This is a genomic window from Rhodococcus sp. IEGM1428, from assembly GCF_050321865.1.
Lineage (GTDB): Bacteria > Actinomycetota > Actinomycetes > Mycobacteriales > Mycobacteriaceae > Rhodococcoides.
This window is the reverse complement of sequence record NZ_JBNQFW010000010.1, coordinates 21,792-45,611: the sequence shown is the minus strand read 5'-3', so window position 1 is coordinate 45,611 and position 23,820 is coordinate 21,792. Positions and strand designations below refer to the sequence as shown.

Genomic DNA, 23,820 nt, shown 5'->3' with positions numbered 1-23,820 from the left:
ATCAACTGCGGGCGAACTCCGATGCGCGGGCGATCTGCTCGTCCGACGGCCGAACCCCGGTGTAGAGAACGAATTGTTCCGCCGCTTGCAGGGCGATGACCTCGGCACCGGTGATCACGGGCTGGTTCGCCGCTCGGGCTGCCACGATCAGCGGAGTCTCCGACGGCATGGCGACCACGTCGAACACCGCCTGCGCCGCACCGATCTGTTCGGCGGTGAACGGTGTGGAATCGGCTCCGGGACCCCCGGCCATGCCGAGTGGGGTGACGTTCACCAACAGATCTGCGGCCACCGCCTCGGCAGACCATTCGTAGCCGTAGGTCTCGGCAAGGGCCGGGCCGGTGCTCGCGTTACGGGCGACGACGGTGCCGCGGGTGAAACCCGAATCTCGTAGTGCTGCAACGACAGCCTTCGCCATGCCGCCGCTGCCGGTGACGGCCACCGAGAAATCGGGCGACACGGAATGGGTCGCCAGCAGGTTCGCTACGGCCTGGTAGTCCGTGTTGTAGGCGTGCAGAACGCCGTCCTCGTTGACGATGGTGTTGACGGATTCGATGGCGCTCGCCGATTCGTGCATCACGTCGACCAGTTCGATGACATCTTCCTTGAACGGCATGGAGACGGCGCAGCCTCGAATACCAAGCGCGCGAACGCCACCCACGGCGGCGGCAAGATCGGTGGTGGTGAACGCCTTGTAGACGAAGTTCAGGGCCAACTCGTCGTACAGATAGTTGTGGAAGCGTGTTCCGAAGTTGCTCGGTCGGCCGGACAGAGACATGCAGAGCTGGGTCTCACGGTTGAGAAAGCTGCGCGACGGTGCCGTTGACATTGGCTCGACACTACTCTTGGCACGTCGACGCGACCGAAACCAGAGCACCCCGATCGGCCTCGGTGATCGGTAGCTCGTACTGCGCGGCCACCGTGAGGTACTTGCCCGCGTAGAAGCAGTGGTACGCCGGATTGGGCGGCATCCACTGCGACGGTGTCTTGTCGCTCTTGGTCTGATTGTCGGCTCCGTTGACCGCCAGCAGATTGAAGGCGATGTCGTTGGCGAATCGAATGCGCTTGTCGGGCAACCACATGTTCGCGCCCATGTCCCAAGCAGCCGACAGGGGATAGACGTGGTCGATCTGAATCTTCCCGGCATCGGATTTGGTGAACTGTAACCGCTCACCGGAGTACGGGTCTGCGAGCGAACCCGACAGGACCACGCAGTCGCGGGTGCCTGCGCGGAACTCGATCTCCGTCATCGACAGCGCCAGTACGTTGTCGCGAGTTCCGCAACCGTCGTGGCCGCCCGGCCCGTCGTAATCGTCCGTCCAGGCGGGTCCGAACACGCAGCCTTCGCCGGTCTTGCATCCACGCTCGTACCCGAGGGCGTCGGGCCGCGCGGCGACCACTCGAACCTGTTCCAGCAATTGCTCGATCTGCACCCGGGTGGGGCTGCCAGGTGCGGGCGCGGCCGGGGAGAAGCCGGGGATGACGGATCGGTCGCACGATCCGAAAGCCGCCATCACCACCGCGGCGACCACCAGCGCCGCCGCTACCCACAGTTTTCTCACACACGCCCCATCGTCGTTCTCCCGCAGTCGGCCTTCGCGGCAGCAGTGTGCCGGACGGTACCGACACACTTGCGGAATTCGGCTGCCAGGGCGAATTCAGCGGACTTCGACGACAACCTTGCCGGCCACGTGCCCGTTCTCGACCAGGGCGAGGGCCTCACCTGCGCGCTCGAGCGGGAACACATGGTCGACACGCGGGTTCAGCACGCCCGACGCGGTCAGGTCTGCCAACCGTGCGAACGCAGCGGTCGTGCGATCGCGATCGACTCCCGAACCACCCCATTCGGACGCCAGCACCGGGTCTGCAACACTCACGATCGGTGTCCCCGACCCGACGGCAGTCGCCGCCGCACGCAACGTCTCGCCGCCGACGAGATCGACGATGGCGTCCACCGGCGGGGTGACCGCGACGGAGACATCACTGCCGGATTCGACGAATCGAGCACCGAGGCCCTCGATCCACTCCCGTTTGCCCGCGCTCGCCACTGCCACGATGGCGATTCCGTCCGCCCGAGCGAGTTGCAGTACCGCCGAACCCACACCGCCACCCGCGCCCAGCACGAGAACGGTATCGCCGGCACTCGTGGCCAACTGGCGTAGCGCGTCGTACGCGGTTCCCGCCGCGACCGGGAGAGTGGCCGCGGCGGCCCAGGAGACCGTCTCGGGCTTGTGAGCGGTGCTCGACGCATTGAACACGGTGTACTGCGCGTAGCCGCCGTGTCCGGACGCGGTTGCCCCGAATACGTGGTCGCCCACCGAAAAGTCGGTCACACCGGTGCCGACATCCACGACGGTGCCCGACGCTTCCCGCCCGAGCACTGCCGGCAGAGTGATCTGCACCGTGTCTTTGCGGGTGCCCTTCCGCACCTTCCAATCTGCGGGATTCACCCCGGCCGCGTGCACCGCGACGAGAATCTGGCCCGGTCCGGGCTCGGCAACGGGTAACTCGAGGAGGGACTCGGTTTCGGGTCCGCCGTATTCGCTGAAGCCGTACGCGATCATGTGACCACTGTGCCCTATTCTCGAACCGATCGGCACCGCGTCGAGCAGCCTCGGCGGCCTGCCTCACCGAGGTGATGTCGGTGCGTCCTGGTTGGATGGACCGATGTTGCACGGTCTGTGGTCTCCCGGTGCTGGGCTGATGCTGTGGGACGACGAGATCACCACCGGCGACGAACCCGACCTGCCCTCGGCTCATGCGCAGGTACTCACCCGAACGTTTCGGCATCGTGCTGCGGTGTCGTTTCCGACTCCTGGACACACTGCGATCGCCAAGGCTCCGGTGCAGATTCCGGCCGTCGCGCTCGCGCCGCACGACGCGGCAGACCTGCTGCTGCGAACGCCATCCCACCACGCGCTGATCTCCGGAGACTTACGTTTTCTGGCGCACGTCACCCGTGGAATCGAACGTTGGGTCCGCGGTGGGCGGGTCGTTCCTGCGCTGAAGTTGATCGACGGGCAGTGGTGGCCACGGTGGCGTCTGGTCGGCGGTGAGCGTCAGCGAGCCTGGCTCAGCGAACTCGCCGTGTCGATGCCGTCGGTGCAGCGAGCGAACGAGCGACCCAGGAAGATTCTCGACGACATGGTCGACGAGCTCACCGATCCGATCGTCAGATCGCTTCTGGGCAGACCCGACTCGGAACATCCGCTGCTGTCCGCTCTGGTTCGGGACGACCCGTACAGCGATGGCACTCAACAGATCTCGACCCTGTTGGAGAAGTGGCGGGCAAGCCTGACCGTAGACGAACCGTCCCTGGTGTTGCGCCTGCTCGAACCCGATGACGACGAGGTCGACGGCCCCGAAGTCGCTGTGGCCCATGGCATCGTCGACGAGTCAGCGGAATCGATGTGGACCTTGCAGGTGTGTTTGCGGGCAGACGGCGAAGCGCCGCGGCCGGTGCCGATGAGCCGCAAGGTCGATGCCACGTTGCTGTCGATCGCCGTGCGCAAACTCGGTGACGCAGTTGCCGCGTACCCGAGGCTGCGTGATCTGCCCTCGCAGGAAGGCACCCTGGATCTGCTGCTCCCCACCTCGGTCGTCATCGATCTGGTCGAACACGGTGCGACGGCGCTGCAGGCCACGGGAACGACGGTGTTGCTCCCGCGTGCATGGACCCGGCTGGACCCGTCGATGAGGTTGCGCGTCGAGTCACCGGCGGTGACCAAAGCGGCTGCTGATCGCGCGGTCGGCATGGACGAGTTGGTCTCCTACGACTGGCAGCTCCAACTGGGCGACATGGTGCTCACCGAAGCGGAAATGAACAGACTCGCCGTGTCCAAGGGCGATCTCGTTCGGCTTCGGGGTCAGTGGGTGTTGGCCGACGGCGGTCAGCTCGCACGGGCCGCGAAGTACGTCGCAGAGCATCACGGCGACGGAACCGCGTTGAGCACGCTGATGCGCGAGATGACCCTGGCCGATCCACCACCGGCCCCGGTCCAGGACATCCGCGCCACCGGCTGGGCGGCCACGCTGCTCGAGCCCGGCGCGGTACCGGAGAAAATCCCCGTGCCCGATGGCGTGAACGCAGTGCTCCGGCCCTACCAGCAGCGAGGACTCGACTGGCTCGCATTCATGAGTCGGCTCGGTCTCGGAGCGGTGCTCGCCGACGACATGGGTCTGGGCAAAACATTGCAAGTGCTCACACTCCTTGCCCACGAACAACATCCGAAGCCGACACTGCTGGTGGCTCCGATGTCGGTGGTCGGCAATTGGCAACGTGAGGCTGCGAAGTTCACGCCTGCACTGCGGGTCCTCGTGCACCACGGCCCGGCTCGGGCGAAGGGCGACGAGCTCGACCGAGAGATCGCCCAGCACGACCTGATCGTCACCACCTATGCGCTGATGGCCAAGGACCGCGCGCAGCTCTCGGAACAGACGTGGCGGCGCGTGGTGCTCGACGAGGCGCAACACATCAAGAACGCCGGCACCGTTCAAGCGAAAGCGGCGCTCGCCATCCCGGCGGAACACAAGTTGGCTCTCACCGGTACGCCCGTGGAGAATCGTCTCGACGAGCTCAGATCCATTCTCGATTTCGCCAATCCGGGAATGCTGGGAAGGCCGTCCGATTTCCGTAAGCGATTCTCGGTACCCATCGAGCGCGAGAACGACGAGAACGCCGTCTCACGTCTGCGGGCGATCACGTCGCCGTTCATTCTGCGACGCGTCAAGACCGATCCGACGGTCATCTCGGATCTGCCCGAGAAGAACGAGATGACAGTGCGCGCCAACCTCACCGCCGAGCAGGCTGCGCTGTACAAGGCGGTCGTCGACGAGATGATGGCGCAGATCGCCGATGCGAAGGGTATGAAACGCAAGGGCGCGGTGTTGTCCGCACTCACTCGACTCAAGCAGGTGTGCAACCACCCGGCCCATTTCCTGTCCGACGGCTCGTCGGTGCTCAAGAAAGGTCAGCACCGGTCCGGCAAGATCGGGCTGGTCGAGGACATGCTCGATTCGATTCTGGGCGACAACGAAAAGGTGTTGTTGTTCACGCAGTTCAGGGAGTTCGGCGAGCTCGTTGCGCCGTATTTCGCGGATCGTTTCGGAGCCGAAGTGCCGTTCCTGCACGGCGGAGTGAGCAAGACCAAGCGCGATGCGATGGTGGAGAGGTTCCAGAGCGACGACGGCCCGCCGATCATGATGCTCTCGCTCAAGGCGGGTGGTACCGGACTGAATCTTACAGCCGCCAATCATGTTGTGCACCTGGACCGTTGGTGGAATCCGGCGGTCGAGAACCAGGCGACGGACCGGGCCTTCCGCATCGGGCAGCGTAAGAACGTCGAGGTGCGCAAACTGTTGTGTGTCGGCACCGTGGAGGAGCGAATCGACTCGATGCTCGTCTCGAAGCAGGGCCTGGCAGATCTGGCGGTGGGCACCGGGGAGAGCTGGGTGACCGAAATGGACACCGCGGAACTGCAGGAGCTGTTCCGGCTCAGCGAAGATGCGGTGGGTGAGTGATGGTCGACTTCTCGCAGTACGGCAAGCGTCGACAAGCAAAGGGCGGCATCGAGTCTCGGAACAAACGAGGGGCCTTCGGGCAGACGTGGTGGGGTAGGCACTTCGTCGCTGCAATGGAGGACCTGGCCGATCCGGGTCGTATCGCGCGGGGGAGAACGTACGCGCGTCAGGGTCAGGTTCTCACTCTCGGCGTCGAACGTGGGCAGATCTACGGCGAGGTGCAGGGCAGCCAACTCGAGCCGTTCTCGGCCTCGGTCACCGTCGAACCGCTGACCTCCGGAGAGGTGGCCGCGCTCGTCGATCGGGTGCGATCGAATCCCGGGATGCTTGCCGAACTGGCATCGAATGCCATTCCGCAGGCATTGTCTTCGATGTTGCTGCCACACGACAAGGGCCAGCTCGATTTCGATTGCACGTGCCCCGACGACGGGTGGCCGTGCAAGCACGCGGCGGCGCTGATGTACATCGCAGCCGAACACATCGACGCGTCCGCGGCCACCATCCTGACGCTGCGCGGAGTAGATCTCGACCAACTGATCGAGGGCGTGGGCGACGGAGGCGACGAGTTCGATGCCGACGACTGGTTCGCCGATCGTGCGTCCTTCCCCGACCTTCCTCAGGTGACGTTCGCACCCGCGATGGACGACCTCGACCCGTTGATCCTGCGTCGAGTTTTCCGCGCCGACGGGTCCAACGAGGCGGAGGTCAGCCGAGCGTGCGCTGATCTGAGGCAGTTCTACGACCGAATGTGACGGAATCTGGACTTACTTGGACATCCGACTATAGGATGGGCGTACTTCAATTTCCAGGCTCGAGGACGGACTGATTCCATGGCTCGCGAACTCACACACTTCATCGGCGGCAAGCACGTAGCCGGAACCTCCGGAAAATTCGGGGATGTCTTCGATCCGAATACCGGCGAGGTGCAGGCTCGTGTCCCCCTCGCCGATGTGTCCGAGGTCGAGGCTGCCATCGCCGACGCCGAACAGGCCCAACGTGAGTGGGCAACGTGGAACCCGCAGCGACGCGCACGCGTGCTGATGAAATTCCTCGCATTGGTCACTCGCGACATGGATGAGCTCGCGCGTCTGTTGTCCTCCGAGCACGGCAAGACGATCGCCGATGCCAAGGGCGACATCCAGCGTGGCGTCGAGGTCGTCGAATTCGCCGTCGGCGTCCCACATCTGCTCAAGGGTGAGTACACCGAGGGGGCCGGTGGCGGCATCGACGTCTACTCGATGCGTCAGCCGCTCGGCGTCGTCGCAGGCATCACCCCGTTCAACTTCCCCGCGATGATTCCGCTGTGGAAGGCAGGCCCGGCCATCGCCTGCGGTAACGCGTTCATCCTCAAGCCCTCCGAGCGGGACCCGTCCGTGCCGCTCAAGCTCGCCGAGCTGTTCCTCGAGGCAGGACTCCCGCCGGGCGTGTTCAACGTCGTCAACGGCGGCAAGGATGCTGTCGACGTGCTGCTTACCGACGATCGGGTCAAGGCCATCGGTTTCGTCGGCTCGACCCCCATCGCCCAGTACATCTACGAGACCGCAGCCCAGCAGGGCAAGCGCGCACAGTGCTTCGGCGGAGCCAAGAACCACGCCCTGGTGATGCCCGATGCCGATCTCGACGAGGTGGCCGATGCACTGCTCGGAGCCGCGTACGGTTCGGCAGGCGAGCGCTGCATGGCGATTTCCGTCGCGGTCCCGGTCGGCGAGGAGACCGCAGATGCGCTCGTCGCCAAACTCACCGAGCGAGTGGCGAAGCTGAAGATCGGCCGCAGCGACGACGAGAACGCGGATTTCGGCCCGCTCGTGGGCAGCGATGCCTTGAAGCGAGTCAACGACTACACCCAGATCGGCGTGGACGAGGGTGCCGAACTGGTCGTGGACGGGCGCGGTTTCAGCCTGGCCGGACACGAGAACGGATTCTTCGCGGGCGCAACACTGTTCGACAAGGTGACCACCGACATGCGGATCTACAAGGAAGAGATCTTCGGACCCGTTCTGATCGTCGTCCGCGCGAAGGACTACGAGGATGCGCTGCGCCTGCCCACCGAGCACGAGTACGGCAACGGCGTCTCGATCTTCACCCGCGACGGCGACACCGCTCGCGACTTCTGCTCCCGCGTCCAGGTCGGCATGGTCGGCGTCAACGTGCCGATCCCGGTGCCGATCGCGTACCACACGTTCGGTGGTTGGAAGCGTTCGGGATTCGGCGATCTGAACCAGCACGGACCGGACTCGATCCGCTTCTACACCAAGACCAAGACCGTCACCCAGCGTTGGCCGTCGGGCACCAAGGAAGCAGCTGCGCAGAATCACTTCGTCATTCCGAACATGGACTGATCGGCCATGTTCACGTTGAACGAGGACGAGCGTGCCATCAACGACACAGCTCGCGACTTCGCGGACGAGTTCCTCGCACCGAACGCCGTCGAGTGGGATCAGCAGAAGCATTTCCCGGTGGACGTTCTGCGCAAGGCCGCCGGACTCGGGATGGGCGGCATCTACATTCGTGAGGACGTCGGTGGGTCGGGCCTGACCCGAGTCGACGCCGTACGAATTTTCGAGCAACTCGCCACCGGGGACCCGTCCATCGCGGCGTACATCTCCATCCACAACATGGTTGCGTGGATGGTCGACACCTACGGAAACGACGAGCAACGGCAGCGCTGGCTCCCGGGACTGTGCTCGATGGACCAACTCGGTAGCTACTGCCTCACCGAACCCGGCGCTGGATCCGACGCGGCAAAGCTCGGTACCAAAGCCGTCCGCGACGGTGACGAGTACGTGCTGGACGGCGTCAAGCAGTTCATTTCCGGCGCAGGCACTTCCGAGGTGTACGTCGTCATGGCCCGCACCGGAGAGCCGGGTCCCCGCGGCATCTCGGCGTTCATCGTGCCGAAGGACACTGCAGGACTGTCGTTCGGAGCGAACGAGAAGAAGATGGGGTGGAACGCTCAACCCACCCGCCAGGTGATCTTCGAAGGTGCCCGCGTTCCGGCCGAGAATCTGCTCGGCGGGGAGGGCGACGGATTTCGTATCGCGATGAACGGGCTCAACGGAGGACGCATCAACATCGCCGCGTGCTCGATCGGCGGCGCACAGTCCGCTCTCGACAAGGCCGTGGCGTACCTCGCCGACCGCAATGCATTCGGTGCCAGGTTGCTCGACTCGCAGGCCCTGCAGTTTCGGTTGGCGGATTTCAAGACCGAACTCGAAGCCGCCAGAACGCTGTTGTGGCGAGCAGCGGACGGGGTGCAGAACGACGCAGCCGACAAGGTCGAAATGTGCGCGATGGCCAAGCGTTTCGGCACCGATACCGGATTCGACGTCGCCAACGGCGCGCTGCAGCTGCTCGGCGGATACGGTTACCTCGCCGAGTACGGTGTCGAGAAAATCGTCCGCGACCTTCGGGTCCACCAGATTCTGGAAGGTACCAACGAGATCATGCGCGTCGTCGTTGCTCGTTCGATCGTGGGTGCGGCATGAGTGACGTTCTCCTCGAGGTGTCCGGCGGGATCGGTCGCATCACGCTCAATCGCCCGAAAGCCATCAACGCCCTCTCGCACGCGATGGTGCAACAGATCGCTCCGACGCTGGCGCAGTGGGCAACCGACGACGCCGTCGACACCGTCCTGTTGACCGGTGCCGGTGAACGGGGGCTGTGCGCCGGTGGCGACATCGTCTCGATCTACCACGACGCCAAAGACGGCGGTAGCGGCAGCAAGGACTTCTGGCGCGACGAGTACGTGCTCAATGCCGCGATCGCCCGATTCCCGAAGCCCTTCGTCGCGATCATGGACGGCATCGTCATGGGCGGAGGAGTAGGACTGTCGGCGCACGCGAACACTCGCATCGTGACCGAGCGTTCCAAGATCGCGATGCCCGAGGTGGGCATCGGCTTCGTCCCCGATGTCGGTGGCACGTACCTGCTCTCGCGCGCACCCGGCGAGATCGGCACCCACTTCGCGCTCACCACGGCGCGAATGAACGCGGCCGACGCCATCGCGGTTGGATTCGCCGACCATTACGTTCCGTCGGAGAACCTGGAGAAGTTCTACGCGGCTCTCGAAACCGTCAGCGTCGGCGAGGCCGTTGCGACGTTCAGCGAGCCTGCGCCGGAGTCCGCAATCTCCGGTCAGCAGGACTGGATCGACCAATGCTATGCGGGCGACGATGTGCAAGGCATCGTCGACGCCCTGGCCGCCAGCCCGGTACCGGAGGCGCAGCAGGCAAGCGAAGACATCGCGTCCAAGTCGCCGGTATCGCTCGCGGTGACACTGCGGTCTCTGCGTCGAGCTGCGACGCTGCCCTCGCTCGAGGCCGTGCTGAACGAGGAGTACCGCGTGTCGGTCGCGTCGCTGAGCAGTCACGATCTGGTGGAGGGAATCCGTGCGCAGGTAGTCGAGAAGGATCGCAATCCGCAGTGGCAGCCGGCCACATCGGCGGACGTCACAGCCGAGGACATCGACCGATACTTCGCGCCCCTGGGGGACTCCGAACTCGGCCTGGCCCGAGCACACACAGAAGGTGAGCAGTCATGAGCGAGAAAACGATCGGCTTCATCGGTCTCGGGCACATGGGTGGACCGATGGCCGCCAATCTGGCTGCGGCCGGGTACACGGTGCAGGGCTTCGATCTTGTCCCCGCGGCACTGGAGCAGGCTACGAAGGACGGCGTCACAGTGGTGGAGTCCGCGGTTGCGGCCGTCGCCGGAGCCGACATCGTGATCACGATGTTGCCGAACGGAAAACTGGTGCTTGGGCTGTACGGGGACCTGCTTCCGGCCGCGGCACCGGGGACGTTGTTCATCGATTCGTCGACCATCGACGTCGCCGACGCCCACGCCGCGCACACGCTGGTGCGCGAGGCCGGTCATCGCAGTCTCGACGCGCCGGTCTCGGGTGGAGTCGGGGGAGCCGCAGCGGGAACGCTCACCTTCATGGTGGGCGGTTCGGAGGAAGACTTCTCCTCTGCCGCAGCAGTTCTCGACGTCATGGGCCGTAAAGTGGTGCACTGCGGCGCAGCGGGCAACGGCCAGGCCGCCAAGATCTGCAACAACATGATCCTCGGAGTGTCGATGATCGCGATCAGCGAGGCCTTCGTGCTGGGGGAGAAGCTCGGCCTGAGCAACCAGGCACTGTTCGACGTGGCGTCGACTGCGTCCGGTCAATGTTGGGCGCTCACCACCAACTGCCCGGTGCCCGGACCTGTTCCGACGAGCCCGGCAAACAACGAGTACAAGCCCGGATTCGCTGCGGCGCTCATGGACAAGGACCTGGGTCTGGCTGCGAATGCACTGCGCGACAACGGGGTCGAGGGAGTGCTCGGCCTGCGCGCAGCCGAACTCTACGCGCGGTTCAAGGAAACGTCCGGCGGGGGAACCGACGTGGACTTCTCCGGCATCATCAACGATATCCGCGAACGCTCGAACGGAGCCGGCCAGTGACCGAGTACGAGACCATCCTGCTCGAGCGTCGAGGACGCGTCGGCATCATCACGCTCAACCGCCCGAAGGCGTTGAACGCGCTCAACTCCCAGTTGATGCGTGAGGTCGTCTCGGTGGTCGAGGAACTCGATGCAGACTCCGGGATCGGTGCCATTCTGATCACCGGATCCGAGCGAGCCTTCGCGGCCGGCGCCGACATCAAGGAGATGCAGCCGAAGTCGTACATGGACGTCTACCTCGACGACTTCTTCGCGACGTGGGATCGACTGGCCGCAGCGCGGACGCCCCTCATCGCGGCGGTGTCCGGTTATGCACTCGGTGGCGGGTGTGAACTCGCGATGCTGTGCGACGTTCTGATCGCCTCCGACACCGCGGTATTCGGACAACCCGAGATCAAGTTGGGTGTCATTCCGGGGATCGGTGGCTCGCAGCGCCTGACGCGTGCGGTGGGCAAGGCCAAGGCCATGGAGATGTGCCTGACCGGCCGGAACATGAAGGTCGAGGAAGCCGAGCGCGCGGGGCTCGTCTCGCGCATCGTGCCGGTCGCCGATCTGCTCGAGGACGCCATCGCAACCGCCACGACCATCGCCGAGATGTCCCTTCCGGTCGCCATGATGGCGAAGGAAGCAGTGAACCGATCGTTCGAGTCGAGCCTTCGTGAGGGAGTTCTGTTCGAGCGCCGCGTGTTTCATTCGACGTTCGCCACGGAGGATCAGAAGGAAGGCATGTCGGCCTTCATCGAGAAGCGGACGCCGAACTTCCAGCACCGGTAGTTCCGGTTCGGTCGCCCTATCTGTCGGGGGACAGGAGGGCGGCCCCGCGAGCAGAGACCAGTTCCGGCATCGACGGCACCAGGGTGGGCAGACCGGTCTGCAGTTCCAGCGACCGCGCGATCGAGGTGATGTTCGCTCCGCCGCCGACCACGACGATGGACTGCGGTCTGGCCCCGGACAATTGGATCGTCTGCTCGACGAGCATGCCTGCATACCGTACGGGGCCGGCAATCAGATCGTCGAAGTCGCGCCGCGTCAGTACGTGGCGCGCGGTCCCGGACGGATCCGCCGTGCTGACGACAGAGTCCACGCTCAGTCGCTCCTTGATGGATCGGCTGGCATCGATTCCGACACGAACCCCGTTGGCGGAGAGCAATCGACGAACCGAGTGATCGAGATCGTCTCCGCAGAACGTGGCGGTACGCCGCGTCATCAGGGTCCGGGACGACGCGAGATCGACGACGGTGACTGTGGTTCCGGTGCTACCGATATCGCACAGGGCGGTGACCCCGTGGTTCGGTACCAGCCCGATGAAACGCAGATAGCGCACTTGCGCAGCGGTTTCCGGTACGAGTGACGCCGTGCGGGCGGTGCCGCGGGTTGCGACCGAGCCGGGATCGGTGGCCACCCGGTACGCGATGGCCGAGAACTGCACTGGCAGAGACATTGTCGCCGCGATGGAATGGATAGCGTCGACTCCGGTGGCGATCGTCGTGGCCAAGGGCTGGCCGGGCGCGCGGCGCACCGTTCTCGACACGATCGGTGTGCGATGTGGACTGTCCAGATACGTCAGAATTGCACGTGCACCGTGTGCACCCGCTCCGACCCCCAACACCAGCACCCGCCCCGCCCTTCGACAGATCCGCCTCGCCCTGCGCGCAGTGCCATTTCACCACGAACGGTACGGGTGTTCCATTTACTTGTGACGAGTCACGATCATTGTCGAAACGATGTGGTGATGTCATCACTGTCGAAATCGCCTGCATCCGAACGCAGTTCCGCAAGGATCCGAACCAGGGCCATCAGCTTGTCACGCGCGAGCCCGGGCTTGGCGAATACCAGCGTGTTCAGGCGCTCGGTGGCTTCGACCGCCAACGTGCGCCCCTGCTCGGTGATTTCGACCAAGGTGGTGCGTCGATCGCTGGGGTGGGGAATGCGGCGCACGTATCCGACGGATTCGAGGCGGTCCACCGCATTGGTCACACTGGTGGGGTGCACCTGCAGTCGAGCACTGGCTTTCGCCATCGGTAGCGCGCCGTTCTTGGTGAACGTCAACAACGTCAGCAGTTCGTACCGTGAAAAGGTCAGTCCCGTCGGCTTCAACGCTTCCTCGACCCGGGCCAGCATGATCTGCTGAGCGCGCATGAGCGAGGTGACAGCGGCCATACCGTCGGCGGCATCGGACCACCCGTGCTTGGTCCACTGACGGTGGGCCTCTGCAATGGGGTCGAGGGGAAGCGGCGAAGGTGCTGGCATACATACCATCCTCCCACGGTGTCCGGTTCGTGCGTCTACCGAATGACGGTGCGAAGTACGGCGAGTGGCACTCGATCGGTGATCGCAGCTCGGGTCCGTGAAATCTGCTCGCGGGCATCGGCTGTGCGCGCGTTGTCGGTCTCGTCGGCGGTCAGTGCTGCGTCCAGCAGACTCAGTTGCGCCAACACGGAGTCGACATCGTCGGTGGAGCGCGCGGCACGGCCGACTCTTTCGGCGAGGCGGATTCCGGCCTGGACCACCATGGGACTGCCGGTCCCGTAGATGCGCACTGCATCGAGCGCGTGGTCGATCAGCGACGAGACGGTCACGCGGCGAATGATCAGTCGCACGGTGCCGTCGGAGTCGCGCCGTGCACGGCAGGGCACTGGGCGCTGAACTACCGCCACGAGTCCGACCGAGAGATCGTCGATGGCGTTGCGTGCCGTGTACGGGTCGTTGACCCCGGTGGACAGCGCGCGCACCGCCATTTCGGTCATCTGCTCGACGGCGAAGGCTATGTCGTGCCGGGGTGTTCGGCTGGTGCCGATGTCGAACGATCCTCGTACTCGTCCGATCGCGTCCTCGGATATGTCGGCCGATCGATCGGCGAGGATGTCTGCGAGCGGTTCACCGGCGACGACATGGTCACCGGGTGCTCGATGAATCTCGACCATGGTGCTGCTGTCGGCCGCGATGCCCAGCAGTGCGTCCTCGTCGATGTCGATGATCACTCCGGATTCCTCGGCGAGAACCGTTGTGTAGACGGGTGGCTTGGAAATTCCGTCTGCCGACGCCGCGTCGTCGGGTTGCTCCAGTGGATACAGCGAGTCGACGGACTCGGAAAGCTCGTCGCGGACCCGGGCGGACAGCGTCGCAACCTGGATGGACTGGGCGATGTGATGGATGAAGTAGACGAGTACACCGACGTCGACGACCGCGAGCGCCACGGCAACGTTGACGGCAATGTCGGGGACGAACACCGAACCATCGGATTCGATCGATCGAATCGACCGCAGGACCATCAGCGAGTACAGGAACGTTGCCCCGAAGATGCCGAGTACCACCTGATTTCCCCGGTCGGCCATGAAGTTGCGCACCAGGCGGGGGCCGTACGACGAACTGGCAGTGGCGAGTACGGAGATGGTGATGGAGAACGACGTCGCGGCCACACCCAACATCGAGCCGCCGATCGCGCCGAGAATATCCCGGCTGCCACTGGCCCCGACGTGATAGAGCAGCGAACCCGTCAGATCCACTCGGGCGTCGAGTAGGTAGCGGTCGAGGCTGACGAGTGCTTGCGCGAGTAGGAGCGCAAAGACTCCCAGGACTGCGGGAATGAACCAGAACGACTCCCGCAACTTGGCCATGTGTTCCTTCATGAGCGACAGTCTTCCCCGGCGTGTCCGAATCAACCCTTCGGCGTTCGAATCACGATGATCGCAACCGTAGGCTTCGGTCGCCCGATACGGCATCATCATCGGTGATGCGGGTGTGGCCGAGTGGCTAGGCACCGGTCTGCAAAGCCGTTCACACGGGTTCGAATCCCGTCGCTCGCTCGAAGATCGGGACCGGCCGGCAACGGTCGGTCCCGATCGATGTCGTGTCAGGCCAGCAGCGCTGGCTTTCGAGCCACGGTCACAGCCCAGTCCGCGTCGTCGCGCCAGGGCCGTAGGTCCCATGTCGCGAAACGATGTTCGACGACGAAGCCGACCGCGGCCAAGTTTGCGTCGAGTGCGCCGACGGTGTAGTCGCGATCGGTGGCAAAGCCCGTGACGAACACCCCGCCGTCGGTCAGGTGGGCCCAGATACGTTGCAGCGCTTTCCGTTCGGTGCCCGGCTCCATGTAGACGAGTACGTTGCCTGCCGCGACTGCTGCGTCGAACGTCCGTCCCAGGTCCAGCGTCGTCAGGTCGGCGACATGAACGTCGAGTTCGGGGTGCGCTCGCGCGGCCTCGGCCAGGACCGGATCGAGATCCACTGCGGTCACCCGGTGTCCGCGGCGAGCCAGTTCGGCACCGAGTCGGCCGGTACCGCATCCGGCATCGAGAATGCTCGACGCGGGGGAGACCAACGCGTCGACCATGCGGGCCTCACCGTGCAGATCGACTCCGCGTTCGGCCAGGCGGTCGAATCGCTCGATGTACCGCTTGGAATCGTCGGCTGAGTTCTCGGCTTGCCAGCGTGTGGTCATGCCGTCAGGGTAGGTCAGCTCTGTGCTTCGAGGGCCGCCCGGGCTTCGGCCACGCGTGCCCGGGCCGCCTCGAGAGCCTCCGCTGTCGATTCGGCCTGCTCGACGCTTGTTCTCTCCGCTGCCCGCGCCGCCTTCGCTTCGGCTCTGGCGGCGTCCAGCTCGGCTTCGAGCCTCTCGACTTCCTTTGTGGCGCTGCGTCGTTCGGACGCGGCACGTTCTGTATCGGAGTCAGCAGTTTCGGCCGCATCGCGCGCGGCATCGAACGCGGTTTCGGCAGCGTCCAGTTCGGCGACCAGTCGATCGTGTTCGGCCTCGCGCAGCTGATCGGCTTCGGAGGAGTCCTCGGGATCGGGCTCGGGTGCGTCATCGGCAGTGTCCGAAACACCCTCGGTCTCGTCGTCGGGTGGGTCGGGTGGGTCGGGAACGAGAGAGAGCAGCGCCGGCCCGAAGCCGCTGTAGGTTTCGGCCGTGACGGTTCGGCCCGCCCGCACGCGGTCGCGAATCTCGGGATCGGCCATCGCCGCGTTCAGGGTGTTGGCGATCTCGCGAGCAGCATTGTCGCCGACGGTCACTCCGAGGTCGTGTCCCAAAGAGATGGCTTGTTCTGTCAGTGCGCGTATCGAAGTGCTTCGAGCAGTGGACAACTCGCGCAGTCGGTGGCCATCGCCCCGCTGCTGAGCTCGTTCGAGCTGCTCTCCGAGGTCGAACAGTTCCGCGAGGGCCGATTCGTCCTGACGAGCGAGTGTGTTCACCAACCAGGCCACGACAGTGGGCTTACGGAGTCCGCCGATGCGAGTGGCGCCGGACTTGTCTCCGGCCTTCTTGAACCGGGCGACGTACGCCGAACGGTGCGACACGAATTCGGCAGGAGCCAGCGAGTACAGGTCGTCGACGACCGTGTCGATGTGGGGGAGATCCTCGGACATCGAAGTCCACCGTCTCGTTCGAGCAGTCACAGGGCTGCGGTGACATGCGTGAAAGATGTGTGCCCCCGGCAGGATTCGAACCTGCGGCCTTTCGCTCCGGAGGCGAACGCTCTATCCCCTGAGCTACGGGGGCGCACCGGCTTCAGCCGGCGTGCCTGTTGGGCTGTACGAAAGACTAGCGCATACGTGACCGGAGCCGAAATCACCCCTCGGGCAGCGGCTGCGCACCCTTCGCGGCAAGCATCTGCTTCATCAACGTCGATTCGCTGGTCTGGGTAGCCACCATGGATTTCGCCAGGTTGATCACGGCAGGCGACTGCGCGTGAGTCTGGGCGTACTCCATCATGGCCAGACCGCCCTCGTGGTGGCGCAGCATGAGCTGAAGAAACATCACATCGACGTCCGTGCCCGTTGCCTGCCGAAGCGCTGCGAGCTCCGCGGAACTGGCCATGCCGGGCATTGCCTTGGTGGGATCGGAGGACCCCGGTTCCATCGACATCCCGCCCATGGAGTGGCCGTCGGAGTCGTCGGCCGTCATCCAGGTCATGTAGCCGTCGGTCGATATCGGTGCGCGGTCCCACAGAGCCAACCAGCCCTGCATCTGGCCGACCTGATTCTGCTGCGAGGTGAGCATGTCGAACGCCAGGTTCTTGACGGCCTGATCGGGAGCATTGGTCAATGCCACCGCGGCCATCTCGATTGCCTGGTTGTGGTGCACGGTCATGTCCTGTGCGAAACCGACATCGACCGAGTCCGCGGCAGGCGAGTTGTCACCGTCACGGAACGGACTCTGCACCAGAAAGCCCAGCGCGAAACCGATCGCGAGAACGGCGATCAGCGCCAAGACAACCAGCGCAGTGCGCTGGCTCGGCTTGGTCGCGGATGGGCCGGTGGTCGAGTCGACTGTCGATTCGGTCATCAGCTCGCGGGAACCTGAAGTTCGCTGGGTAGCTGCGCTCCACCGGGCAGTCCGCCGGTCCCACTGGTCTCACTGGTGTCGGGGGTGATACCTGCACCGTCCATCGGAACGGCGTCCGCTCCGGGTGCCGAGGCGTCGAACAGTGGCGGGTTGTCCGGATCGAAGCCGTCGCTGCCGTCGCCCGAGGTGGTGGGCACCGATGCGCAGCTGGCACCGACCTCCGGGTAGGCGAAGCGGTTCAGGCGCAGCGCAGAGATGAACTGGCCGATGCGTGCGTCGTCCACGCTGTCCAGCTTGAGCTGGTGGCCCCAGGACTGCAGCGAAACAGGGGTGTCCAGACCGGGGTAGGGCGACATCATCATCTGGGTTTCACCGTCGACGCGATCGGCCAGCGACTGGACCTGGTCTTCGTTCAGGTCGTCGGGGTTGTAGGTGACCCAGACGGCTCCGTGTTCGAGGGAGTGCACGGCATTCTCGGTGCGAATGGCCTCGGGATAGACGATTCCCGTGCAGGTGGCCCATACGGCGTCGTGCGGCCCGCCGAACGGCGGCGACTGGTCGTAGGCGACCCGCTGCGTGCGCGCGACGTGCAGAGCTGCGGGATATTCCTGGACCGTCACGCCCTCGATGCCCGTCGACGGATCCTGGTTGGACTCGCTGGGCGCAAACTTCTGCGCTTCGGCTCGATCCTGGTACTTCGGATACAGATTGATTCCCAGTCCTGCGACGAGGCCGACAACCACTACGACACCGGCAACCGTCAGCCAGGGAATCTGCCTGCCCTTGGCAGCAGGCACGCCGCCCTTCTTCTTGCGAGCTGACTTCTTGTTGGCTGCGTTGATGGCTTTGTCTGCCTTCGCAGCCGACTTGTTCTGACTGCCTTTGTCGGGACCCGTTGGCATCGCTGTAGTTGCTCTCTCAGTCGAGGGAAGGTGGTGGTCGGTGTCGCTGGTCGTGCGTATCTGCTGGTGACGGCGGTGACCAAGGACCGTCCGCGCAGAGCGCCCTTACTGTACGTTCTCTGCCTGAGAGCGTGCTCAGGGCCTGCAACGAGCGCTTCGGCCGGGTGGGCCCGCGATCGGACGGGCAGTGGATGCGAGTACGCCGCACACCAGCCAATAGGATAGCTACCTGTGACTCCTGCCGATCTTGCCGAACTGCTCCACGCGACCGCCGCGAAGGTGCTCGCCGACCGCGGCCTGGACGCATCCGTTCTACCTGCGAAGCTGACCGTCGAGCGTCCCCGTAACCCCGAGCACGGCGACTACGCGACCAACGTGGCTCTGCAGGTCGCGAAGAAGGCCGGTGCCAATCCACGCGACTTCGCCGGCTGGCTCGCCGAAGCTCTCGCGGCCGAGGCCGCGATCGACAGCGCCGACGTTGCAGGCCCCGGATTCCTGAACATCAGGCTGGCCGCCGCCGCGCAGGGCGAGATCGTTGCCCGGGTACTCGCGGCAGGCGCGTCGTTCGGCAACGGATCGTCGATGGCAGGCAAGAAGGTCAACCTCGAGTTCGTCTCGGCCAACCCGACAGGTCCGGTGCACCTCGGTGGAACCCGGTGGGCCGCCGTCGGCGACGCGCTCGGTCGGATCTTGACCGCCCACGGCGCGGAGGTCACCCGCGAGTACTTCTTCAACGACCACGGCGCTCAGATCGCGCGCTTCACGCACTCGCTCATCGCCGCTGCGAAGGGTGAGCCTGCACCCGACAACGGCTACGCGGGCGAATACATCGCCGAGATCGCAGCGCACGTGCTCGCCGAGCGACCCGATGCGCTCGCGCTGGACACCGAGGCGCAGGAAGAGGCGTTCCGGTCCATCGGCACCGAGTTGATGTTCGATCGGATCAAGGCGAACCTGCACGAGTTCGGTGTCGATTTCGACGTCTACTTCCACGAGAACTCGCTGTTCGAGTCCGGAGCCGTCGACAAGTCGGTCGAGTACCTCAAGACTTCGGGGAGCCTCTACGAGGAGGACGGGGCCTGGTGGCTCCGGTCCACCGACTTCGGTGACGACAAGGATCGCGTCGTCATCAAGAGCGACGGCAACGCTGCCTACATCGCCGGCGACATCGCCTACTTCCAGAACAAGCGGCAGCGCGGCTTCGACCTGTGCATCTACATGCTCGGAGCAGACCACCACGGATACATCGGACGGCTCAAGGCCGCCGCGGCGGCGTTCGGAGACGACCCCGCGACCGTCGAGGTCCTCATCGGACAGATGGTCAACCTCGTTCGCGACGGCGTTGCCGTGAAGATGAGCAAGCGAGCCGGCACCGTCATCACGCTCGACGACCTGGTCGACGCCATCGGCGTCGACGCCTCCCGGTACGTGATGATTCGGTCGTCCGTCGACTCCAGCATCGACATCGATCTGGCCCTGTGGGCGAGCGCCAGCAACGAGAACCCGGTGTACTACGTCCAGTACGCCCATGCCCGGCTGGCCTCGCTCGCGCGAAATGCCGCCGAACTGGGAATCGTTGCGGACCAACCGGATCTGAGCCTGCTCACCCACGAGCAGGAAGGCGAGCTGATCAGGACTATCGGCGAGTACCCCCGAGTGGTGGCCAGCGCCGCCGAACTGCGTGAGCCACACCGGATTGCCCGCTACCTCGAAGAGTTGGCGGGTGCTTATCACCGTTTCTACGGTGCGTGTCGAGTACTTCCACAAGGAGACGAGGAGCCCGGACCTGTGAACACCGCACGACTGGCGTTGGGGAACGCGACCCGGCAGGTCCTGGCCAACGGCCTCGAACTGCTCGGGGTCAGCGCACCGGAGCGCATGTGAGCGCACATCCGGCCGGGCCCAAGCATGCCGATGCACCCGCGAAACAGTCGACATCCCATCGCCCGGTAGACGCGTCCGAGATGACCACGCTGCCCGATCAGGTGTGGCCCCGTAATGCCGAGCGCGGTGACGACGGAACGGTTCGTCTCGCCGGAGTATCGGTCACCGAACTCGCGGAGCAGTACGGGACGCCACTGTTCGTCATCGACGAGGACGACTTCCGTTCGCGTTGCCGCGAAATGGCAGCCGCGTTCGGAGCGCCCGAGCGAGTGCACTACGCCTCCAAGGCATTTCTCTGCGGCGAGATCGCGCGGTGGGTCGCCGACGAAGGGCTGTCGCTCGACATCTGTTCCGGCGGGGAGTTGGCTATCGCGCTTGCCGCAGGTTTTCCGGCGAACCGAATTGCCATGCACGGCAACAACAAATCGGTCGCCGAGCTCGAGGCCGGCGTGCGCGCGGGCGTCGAGCACGTGGTTCTCGACTCCAACATCGAGATCGACCGTCTCGACGCCGTTGCCGGCGCGGCCGGTGTGGTCCAGGACGTTCTGATCCGCATCACCGTCGGCGTGGAAGCGCATACGCACGAGTTCATCGCCACGGCGCACGAGGACCAGAAGTTCGGCTTCTCGCTCGCCGACGGTTCGGCACTCGACGCGGTCCGCCGCGTGTTCGCTGCCGACAACCTTCGCCTCGTGGGACTGCACAGTCACATCGGATCGCAGATCTTCGAGGTCGACGGTTTCGAGCTCGCGGCGCACAAGGTCATCGGTCTGCTCCGAGACATCGTCTCGGAATTCGGTGTCGACAAAACCGCACAGATCTCGACTCTGGATCTCGGTGGCGGCATGGGCATTTCGTACGTCGCCAGTGACGACCCGCCGCCGGTGGAGCAGCTCGCAGCGAAGTTGACCGCCATCGTGGAGACGGAGTCCGCCGCGGTGGGATTGCCGGTTCCGACGATCGCCGTCGAACCCGGCCGTGCCATCGCCGGACCGGGCACCGTCACGCTGTACGAGGTGGGCACCATCAAGGATGTCACCGTCGACAAGGCGACGCGCAGACGCTACATCAGCGTCGACGGCGGAATGAGCGACAACATTCGCACCTCGCTGTATCAGGCGGAGTACGACTGCCGATTGGTCTCGCGAACCAGCGAGGCTCCAGCCGTTCTGGCGCGAGTGGTCGGAAAGCATTGCGAGAGCGGCGACATCGTCATCAAGAACACATGGATGCCGGCGGACGTCGGGCCCGGCGACCTGCTCGCGGTAGCGGCCACCGGTGCCTACTGCTACTCCATGTCCAGTCGCTACAACCTGCTGACGCGGCCCGCAGTGGTCGCAGTCAAGGACGGGCGAGCGCGCCTGGTCCTACGGCGGGAAACCATCGAAGATCTGCTCAGCTTGGAGGTTCAGCCATGACATCGAAGCCGATAGGCGTCGCCGTACTCGGACTCGGAAACGTCGGCAGCGAGGTCGTTCGGATCCTCACCGAGAATGCCGAGGACTTCGAAGCGAGAATCGGTGCGCCGCTGGAGATTCGGGGCATCGCGGTGCGTCGGGTCGACGGCGATCGTGGAGTGCCCACCGAGCTGCTCACCGACGATCCGGCGGAGCTGGTCGGCCGCGACGATGTCGACATCGTCGTCGAGGTGCTCGGCGGCATCGACATTCCCCGCAAACTCGTGCTCTCTGCCCTCGAGAAGGGCAAGTCCGTCATCACTGCGAACAAGGCCCTCCTGGCCGAGTACACCGGCGAACTCGCGGACGCTGCCGAGAAGTCGCGTGCCGACCTGTATTTCGAGGCGGCCGTGGCCGGAGCCATCCCGGTGGTTCGTCCTCTGATGCAGTCCCTTGCGGGCGACCGCGTGAACAAGGTTGCCGGCATCGTCAACGGCACGACCAACTTCATTCTCTCCGCTATGGACGAGACGGGAGCGGACTACGCCGAAACCCTTGCCGAGGCAGGGCGTTTGGGCTACGCCGAAGCCGACCCGACCGCCGACGTCGAGGGCTACGACGCGGCCTCGAAGGCCGCGATCCTGGCGTCCATCGCATTCCACACCCGGGTCACGGCCGGTGACGTTTACCGCGAGGGCATCAGCAAGATCACCTCGGACGATCTCGAAACCGCGAAATCCCTGGACTGCACCATCAAGCTGCTGGCCATCTGCGAGCGGATCGTCACGCCCAAGGGCAAGGAGCGAATCTCCGCTCGGGTCTACCCCGCGCTCGTTCCGCTGAACCACCCGTTGGCATCGGTCAACGGTGCGTTCAACGCCGTGGTCGTCGAAGCCGAGGCTGCCGGCCGCCTGATGTTCTACGGGCAGGGCGCAGGCGGTGCACCGACTGCGTCCGCAGTGCTGGGCGATCTGGTGATGGCCGCGCGCAACAAGTTCTACGGGGGGCGGGGCCCACTCGAATCCAAGTACGCCAAGCTCAAGGTGGCCCCGATGGGTGACATCCTCACTCGTTACTACGTCAGCATGCAGGTCGCGGACAAGCCCGGCGTCCTGGCCACCGTGGCGGCCGAGTTCTCCAAGCGGGACGTCAGCATCTCCACCGTGCGTCAGCAGGGCTCGGGTGACGGAGCCAGGCTCGTCGTCGTCACCCACCTCGCGGCCGACTCCGCATTGTCCGAAACCGTTGCATCGCTCGAGCAGCTCGATGTGGTCATCCACGTCGCAAGCGTTCTCCGATTGGAAGGCACCACCGTATGAGCGTCCACACCCCCTGGCCCGGTCTGATCGAGGCATACCGCTCGCGTCTGGCGATCGGACCGGACTGGAAGACCGTCACGTTGCGCGAGGGCGGAACTCCGCTGCTGCCCGCCGGACATCTGTCCGAATTGACTGGCTGCACGGTGCATCTCAAGGTCGAAGGGCTCAATCCCACCGGCTCCTTCAAAGACCGCGGAATGACCATGGCCGTCACCGACGCGCTCGCCCGCGGCCAAGAGGCCGTGCTCTGCGCCTCGACCGGCAACACCTCTGCTTCTGCTGCGGCCTATGCGGCAAAGGCCGGAATGAGCTGTGCCGTACTGGTTCCGCAGGGCAAGATCGCCATGGGCAAGCTCGCGCAGGCAGTCATGCACGGTGCCAAGATCATTCAGGTGCAGGGCAACTTCGACGATTGCCTCGAACTGGCCCGCAAGACCACGGCCGAGTTCCCGACCATCGGTCTGGTCAATTCCGTCAATCCCGTCCGCATCGAAGGCCAGAAGACCGCGGCCTTCGAGATCTGCGACGCCCTCGGCGACGCGCCGGACATCCATGCTCTGCCGGTCGGCAACGCAGGCAACATCACCGCGTACTGGCGCGGCTACTCGGAGTACTTCCGTGACGGACTCACCACGCGTAAGCCGCGGATGCTCGGAGTCCAGGCCGCGGGAGCCGCTCCGCTGGTTCACGGTGCGCCGGTGAAGGACCCGGAAACGATCGCCACCGCAATCCGGATCGGCTCACCCGCATCCTGGAACGGTGCCGTCAATGCCAAGGAGGAATCGAACGGAGCATTCCGCGCAGCGACCGACGAGGAGATCCTCGAGGCATACCGCTTGATCGCGAAGACAGAGGGCGTGTTCGTCGAACCGGCCTCCGCGGCCAGCGTCGCCGGACTGTTGGCGGCTCGAAAGGAAGGCTGGCTGGAGCCGGGCCTGACCGTCGTCTGCACGGTGACCGGTAACGGTCTCAAGGATCCCGACACCGCGTTGTCGGGTATGCCTGTCGTAGAACCGATTTCGGTCGATCCCGTCGCTGTCGCGGCTGCGCTCGAGCTGGCCTGAGTTG

At 64.9% G+C, this 23,820-nt stretch carries 21 protein-coding genes and 2 tRNA genes; 12 read left to right on the top strand and 11 right to left on the bottom strand.

Going from position 1 to position 23,820, the window contains the following annotated elements; all coding sequences use genetic code 11:
• Window position 1 precedes the first annotated feature (1 nt).
• The 3 genes from ACQR3T_RS27505 to ACQR3T_RS27495 form a co-directional block, all read right to left on the bottom strand.
• Complete coding sequence (locus ACQR3T_RS27505; RefSeq protein WP_428695676.1) at window positions 2-829, bottom strand: shikimate 5-dehydrogenase; 828 nt, start codon at window positions 827-829, stop codon at window positions 2-4.
• Window positions 830-839: 10 nt separating this feature from the next.
• Window positions 840-1,562: an HNH endonuclease family protein gene (locus ACQR3T_RS27500; protein ID WP_428695675.1), complete on the bottom strand. Its 723-nt coding sequence runs from the start codon at window positions 1,560-1,562 to the stop codon at window positions 840-842.
• 96 nt (window positions 1,563-1,658) lie between these two features.
• Window positions 1,659-2,564 (bottom strand): NADP-dependent oxidoreductase, encoded by a 906-nt coding sequence (locus tag ACQR3T_RS27495; protein WP_032378909.1) that lies wholly within the window; start codon window positions 2,562-2,564, stop codon window positions 1,659-1,661.
• Window positions 2,565-2,667: 103 nt separating this feature from the next.
• On the opposite strand from ACQR3T_RS27495, the gene ACQR3T_RS27490 reads away from it, so the two are divergent.
• From ACQR3T_RS27490 to ACQR3T_RS27460, 7 genes are all read left to right on the top strand, one after another.
• Window positions 2,668-5,520 carry a DEAD/DEAH box helicase gene (locus tag ACQR3T_RS27490; RefSeq protein WP_428695674.1) on the top strand — a complete coding sequence of 951 codons (2,853 nt, stop codon included), beginning with the start codon at window positions 2,668-2,670 and terminating at the stop codon, window positions 5,518-5,520.
• Entirely contained in the window at window positions 5,520-6,272 is a 753-nt protein-coding gene (locus ACQR3T_RS27485) for an SWIM zinc finger family protein (protein WP_428695700.1), read from the top strand. The genes ACQR3T_RS27490 and ACQR3T_RS27485 overlap by 1 nt, the downstream gene beginning before the upstream one ends.
• Before the next feature lie 78 nt (window positions 6,273-6,350).
• On the top strand, window positions 6,351-7,859 hold the full coding sequence (locus ACQR3T_RS27480) for a CoA-acylating methylmalonate-semialdehyde dehydrogenase (RefSeq protein WP_032402882.1): 1,509 nt from the start codon (window positions 6,351-6,353) through the stop codon (window positions 7,857-7,859).
• Window positions 7,860-7,865: 6 nt separating this feature from the next.
• Window positions 7,866-9,005 (top strand): isobutyryl-CoA dehydrogenase, encoded by a 1,140-nt coding sequence (locus ACQR3T_RS27475; RefSeq protein WP_428695673.1) that lies wholly within the window; start codon window positions 7,866-7,868, stop codon window positions 9,003-9,005.
• Window positions 9,002-10,060 (top strand): enoyl-CoA hydratase/isomerase family protein, encoded by a 1,059-nt coding sequence (locus ACQR3T_RS27470; protein WP_032378904.1) that lies wholly within the window; start codon window positions 9,002-9,004, stop codon window positions 10,058-10,060. Before ACQR3T_RS27475 ends, ACQR3T_RS27470 begins: the two co-directional genes overlap by 4 nt.
• The gene (gene mmsB, locus ACQR3T_RS27465) at window positions 10,057-10,965 is read left to right on the top strand and encodes a 3-hydroxyisobutyrate dehydrogenase (protein ID WP_032378903.1); all 909 of its coding nucleotides are present in this window, start codon (window positions 10,057-10,059) and stop codon (window positions 10,963-10,965) included. Before ACQR3T_RS27470 ends, mmsB begins: the two co-directional genes overlap by 4 nt.
• A complete protein-coding gene (locus ACQR3T_RS27460; RefSeq protein ID WP_428695672.1) occupies window positions 10,962-11,738 on the top strand; it encodes an enoyl-CoA hydratase in 777 nt (258 codons plus the stop codon). The genes mmsB and ACQR3T_RS27460 overlap by 4 nt, the downstream gene beginning before the upstream one ends.
• A 16-nt stretch (window positions 11,739-11,754) precedes the next feature.
• On the opposite strand, the gene ACQR3T_RS27455 is transcribed toward ACQR3T_RS27460, so the two are convergent.
• From ACQR3T_RS27455 to ACQR3T_RS27445, 3 genes are all read right to left on the bottom strand, one after another.
• The gene (locus tag ACQR3T_RS27455; protein WP_428695671.1) at window positions 11,755-12,579 is read right to left on the bottom strand and encodes a hypothetical protein; all 825 of its coding nucleotides are present in this window, start codon (window positions 12,577-12,579) and stop codon (window positions 11,755-11,757) included.
• A 95-nt stretch (window positions 12,580-12,674) separates the two neighbouring features.
• Window positions 12,675-13,214: a MarR family winged helix-turn-helix transcriptional regulator gene (locus tag ACQR3T_RS27450; RefSeq protein ID WP_032378900.1), complete on the bottom strand. Its 540-nt coding sequence runs from the start codon at window positions 13,212-13,214 to the stop codon at window positions 12,675-12,677.
• Window positions 13,215-13,249: 35 nt separating this feature from the next.
• Window positions 13,250-14,593: a DUF2254 domain-containing protein gene (locus ACQR3T_RS27445; RefSeq protein WP_428695670.1), complete on the bottom strand. Its 1,344-nt coding sequence runs from the start codon at window positions 14,591-14,593 to the stop codon at window positions 13,250-13,252.
• 106 nt (window positions 14,594-14,699) lie between these two features.
• Between ACQR3T_RS27445 and ACQR3T_RS27440 the strand changes: the two genes are divergently transcribed.
• A tRNA-Cys gene (locus tag ACQR3T_RS27440) sits at window positions 14,700-14,770 on the top strand.
• A gap of 47 nt (window positions 14,771-14,817) precedes the next feature.
• Here the strand turns inward: ACQR3T_RS27440 and ACQR3T_RS27435 are convergent.
• The 5 genes from ACQR3T_RS27435 to ACQR3T_RS27415 all read right to left on the bottom strand — a co-directional run bounded on the left by ACQR3T_RS27435 (window position 14,818) and on the right by ACQR3T_RS27415 (window position 18,152).
• A complete protein-coding gene (locus ACQR3T_RS27435; protein WP_428695669.1) occupies window positions 14,818-15,405 on the bottom strand; it encodes a class I SAM-dependent DNA methyltransferase in 588 nt (195 codons plus the stop codon).
• Window positions 15,406-15,419: 14 nt separating this feature from the next.
• Complete coding sequence (locus tag ACQR3T_RS27430; RefSeq protein WP_428695668.1) at window positions 15,420-16,331, bottom strand: hypothetical protein; 912 nt, start codon at window positions 16,329-16,331, stop codon at window positions 15,420-15,422.
• Between the two features lie 60 nt (window positions 16,332-16,391).
• Window positions 16,392-16,464, bottom strand: a tRNA-Arg gene (locus ACQR3T_RS27425).
• A 69-nt stretch (window positions 16,465-16,533) separates the two neighbouring features.
• Window positions 16,534-17,250 carry a DUF305 domain-containing protein gene (locus ACQR3T_RS27420; RefSeq protein ID WP_032378897.1) on the bottom strand — a complete coding sequence of 239 codons (717 nt, stop codon included), beginning with the start codon at window positions 17,248-17,250 and terminating at the stop codon, window positions 16,534-16,536.
• Complete coding sequence (locus ACQR3T_RS27415; protein ID WP_032378896.1) at window positions 17,250-18,152, bottom strand: DUF3105 domain-containing protein; 903 nt, start codon at window positions 18,150-18,152, stop codon at window positions 17,250-17,252. The genes ACQR3T_RS27420 and ACQR3T_RS27415 overlap by 1 nt, the downstream gene beginning before the upstream one ends.
• A 231-nt stretch (window positions 18,153-18,383) precedes the next feature.
• Here ACQR3T_RS27415 and argS point away from each other — a divergent pair, with 231 nt between their 5' ends.
• The 4 genes from argS to thrC are packed head-to-tail and all read left to right on the top strand — an operon-like array spanning window position 18,384 to window position 23,816.
• A complete protein-coding gene (gene argS, locus ACQR3T_RS27410; RefSeq protein WP_032378895.1) occupies window positions 18,384-20,036 on the top strand; it encodes an arginine--tRNA ligase in 1,653 nt (550 codons plus the stop codon).
• On the top strand, window positions 20,033-21,454 hold the full coding sequence (gene lysA / locus ACQR3T_RS27405; protein WP_032378894.1) for a diaminopimelate decarboxylase: 1,422 nt from the start codon (window positions 20,033-20,035) through the stop codon (window positions 21,452-21,454). The genes argS and lysA overlap by 4 nt, the downstream gene beginning before the upstream one ends.
• On the top strand, window positions 21,451-22,752 hold the full coding sequence (locus ACQR3T_RS27400; protein ID WP_428695667.1) for a homoserine dehydrogenase: 1,302 nt from the start codon (window positions 21,451-21,453) through the stop codon (window positions 22,750-22,752). The genes lysA and ACQR3T_RS27400 overlap by 4 nt, the downstream gene beginning before the upstream one ends.
• Window positions 22,749-23,816 (top strand): threonine synthase, encoded by a 1,068-nt coding sequence (gene thrC, locus ACQR3T_RS27395; protein ID WP_027497914.1) that lies wholly within the window; start codon window positions 22,749-22,751, stop codon window positions 23,814-23,816. The genes ACQR3T_RS27400 and thrC overlap by 4 nt, the downstream gene beginning before the upstream one ends.
• The last annotated feature ends 4 nt before the right edge of the window (window positions 23,817-23,820 follow it).

Excerpts from the sequence above, each read along its gene's own strand:
- ACQR3T_RS27490 (WP_428695674.1), top strand. The coding sequence starts at position 2,668 with ATGTTGCACGGTCTGTGGTCTCCCGGTGCTGGGCTGATGCTGTGGGAC.
- ACQR3T_RS27450 (WP_032378900.1), bottom strand. The coding sequence starts at position 13,214 with ATGCCAGCACCTTCGCCGCTTCCCCTCGACCCCATTGCAGAGGCCCAC.
- thrC (WP_027497914.1), top strand. The coding sequence starts at position 22,749 with ATGAGCGTCCACACCCCCTGGCCCGGTCTGATCGAGGCATACCGCTCG.
- ACQR3T_RS27430 (WP_428695668.1), bottom strand. The coding sequence starts at position 16,331 with ATGTCCGAGGATCTCCCCCACATCGACACGGTCGTCGACGACCTGTAC.
- ACQR3T_RS27505 (WP_428695676.1), bottom strand. The coding sequence starts at position 829 with ATGTCAACGGCACCGTCGCGCAGCTTTCTCAACCGTGAGACCCAGCTC.
- ACQR3T_RS27495 (WP_032378909.1), bottom strand. The coding sequence starts at position 2,564 with ATGATCGCGTACGGCTTCAGCGAATACGGCGGACCCGAAACCGAGTCC.
- ACQR3T_RS27485 (WP_428695700.1), top strand. The coding sequence starts at position 5,520 with ATGGTCGACTTCTCGCAGTACGGCAAGCGTCGACAAGCAAAGGGCGGC.
- mmsB (WP_032378903.1), top strand. The coding sequence starts at position 10,057 with ATGAGCGAGAAAACGATCGGCTTCATCGGTCTCGGGCACATGGGTGGA.
- ACQR3T_RS27435 (WP_428695669.1), bottom strand. The coding sequence starts at position 15,405 with ATGACCACACGCTGGCAAGCCGAGAACTCAGCCGACGATTCCAAGCGG.
- ACQR3T_RS27415 (WP_032378896.1), bottom strand. The coding sequence starts at position 18,152 with ATGCCAACGGGTCCCGACAAAGGCAGTCAGAACAAGTCGGCTGCGAAG.
- ACQR3T_RS27445 (WP_428695670.1), bottom strand. The coding sequence starts at position 14,593 with ATGAAGGAACACATGGCCAAGTTGCGGGAGTCGTTCTGGTTCATTCCC.
- ACQR3T_RS27475 (WP_428695673.1), top strand. The coding sequence starts at position 7,866 with ATGTTCACGTTGAACGAGGACGAGCGTGCCATCAACGACACAGCTCGC.
- ACQR3T_RS27470 (WP_032378904.1), top strand. The coding sequence starts at position 9,002 with ATGAGTGACGTTCTCCTCGAGGTGTCCGGCGGGATCGGTCGCATCACG.
- ACQR3T_RS27400 (WP_428695667.1), top strand. The coding sequence starts at position 21,451 with ATGACATCGAAGCCGATAGGCGTCGCCGTACTCGGACTCGGAAACGTC.
- ACQR3T_RS27420 (WP_032378897.1), bottom strand. The coding sequence starts at position 17,250 with ATGACCGAATCGACAGTCGACTCGACCACCGGCCCATCCGCGACCAAG.
- ACQR3T_RS27480 (WP_032402882.1), top strand. The coding sequence starts at position 6,351 with ATGGCTCGCGAACTCACACACTTCATCGGCGGCAAGCACGTAGCCGGA.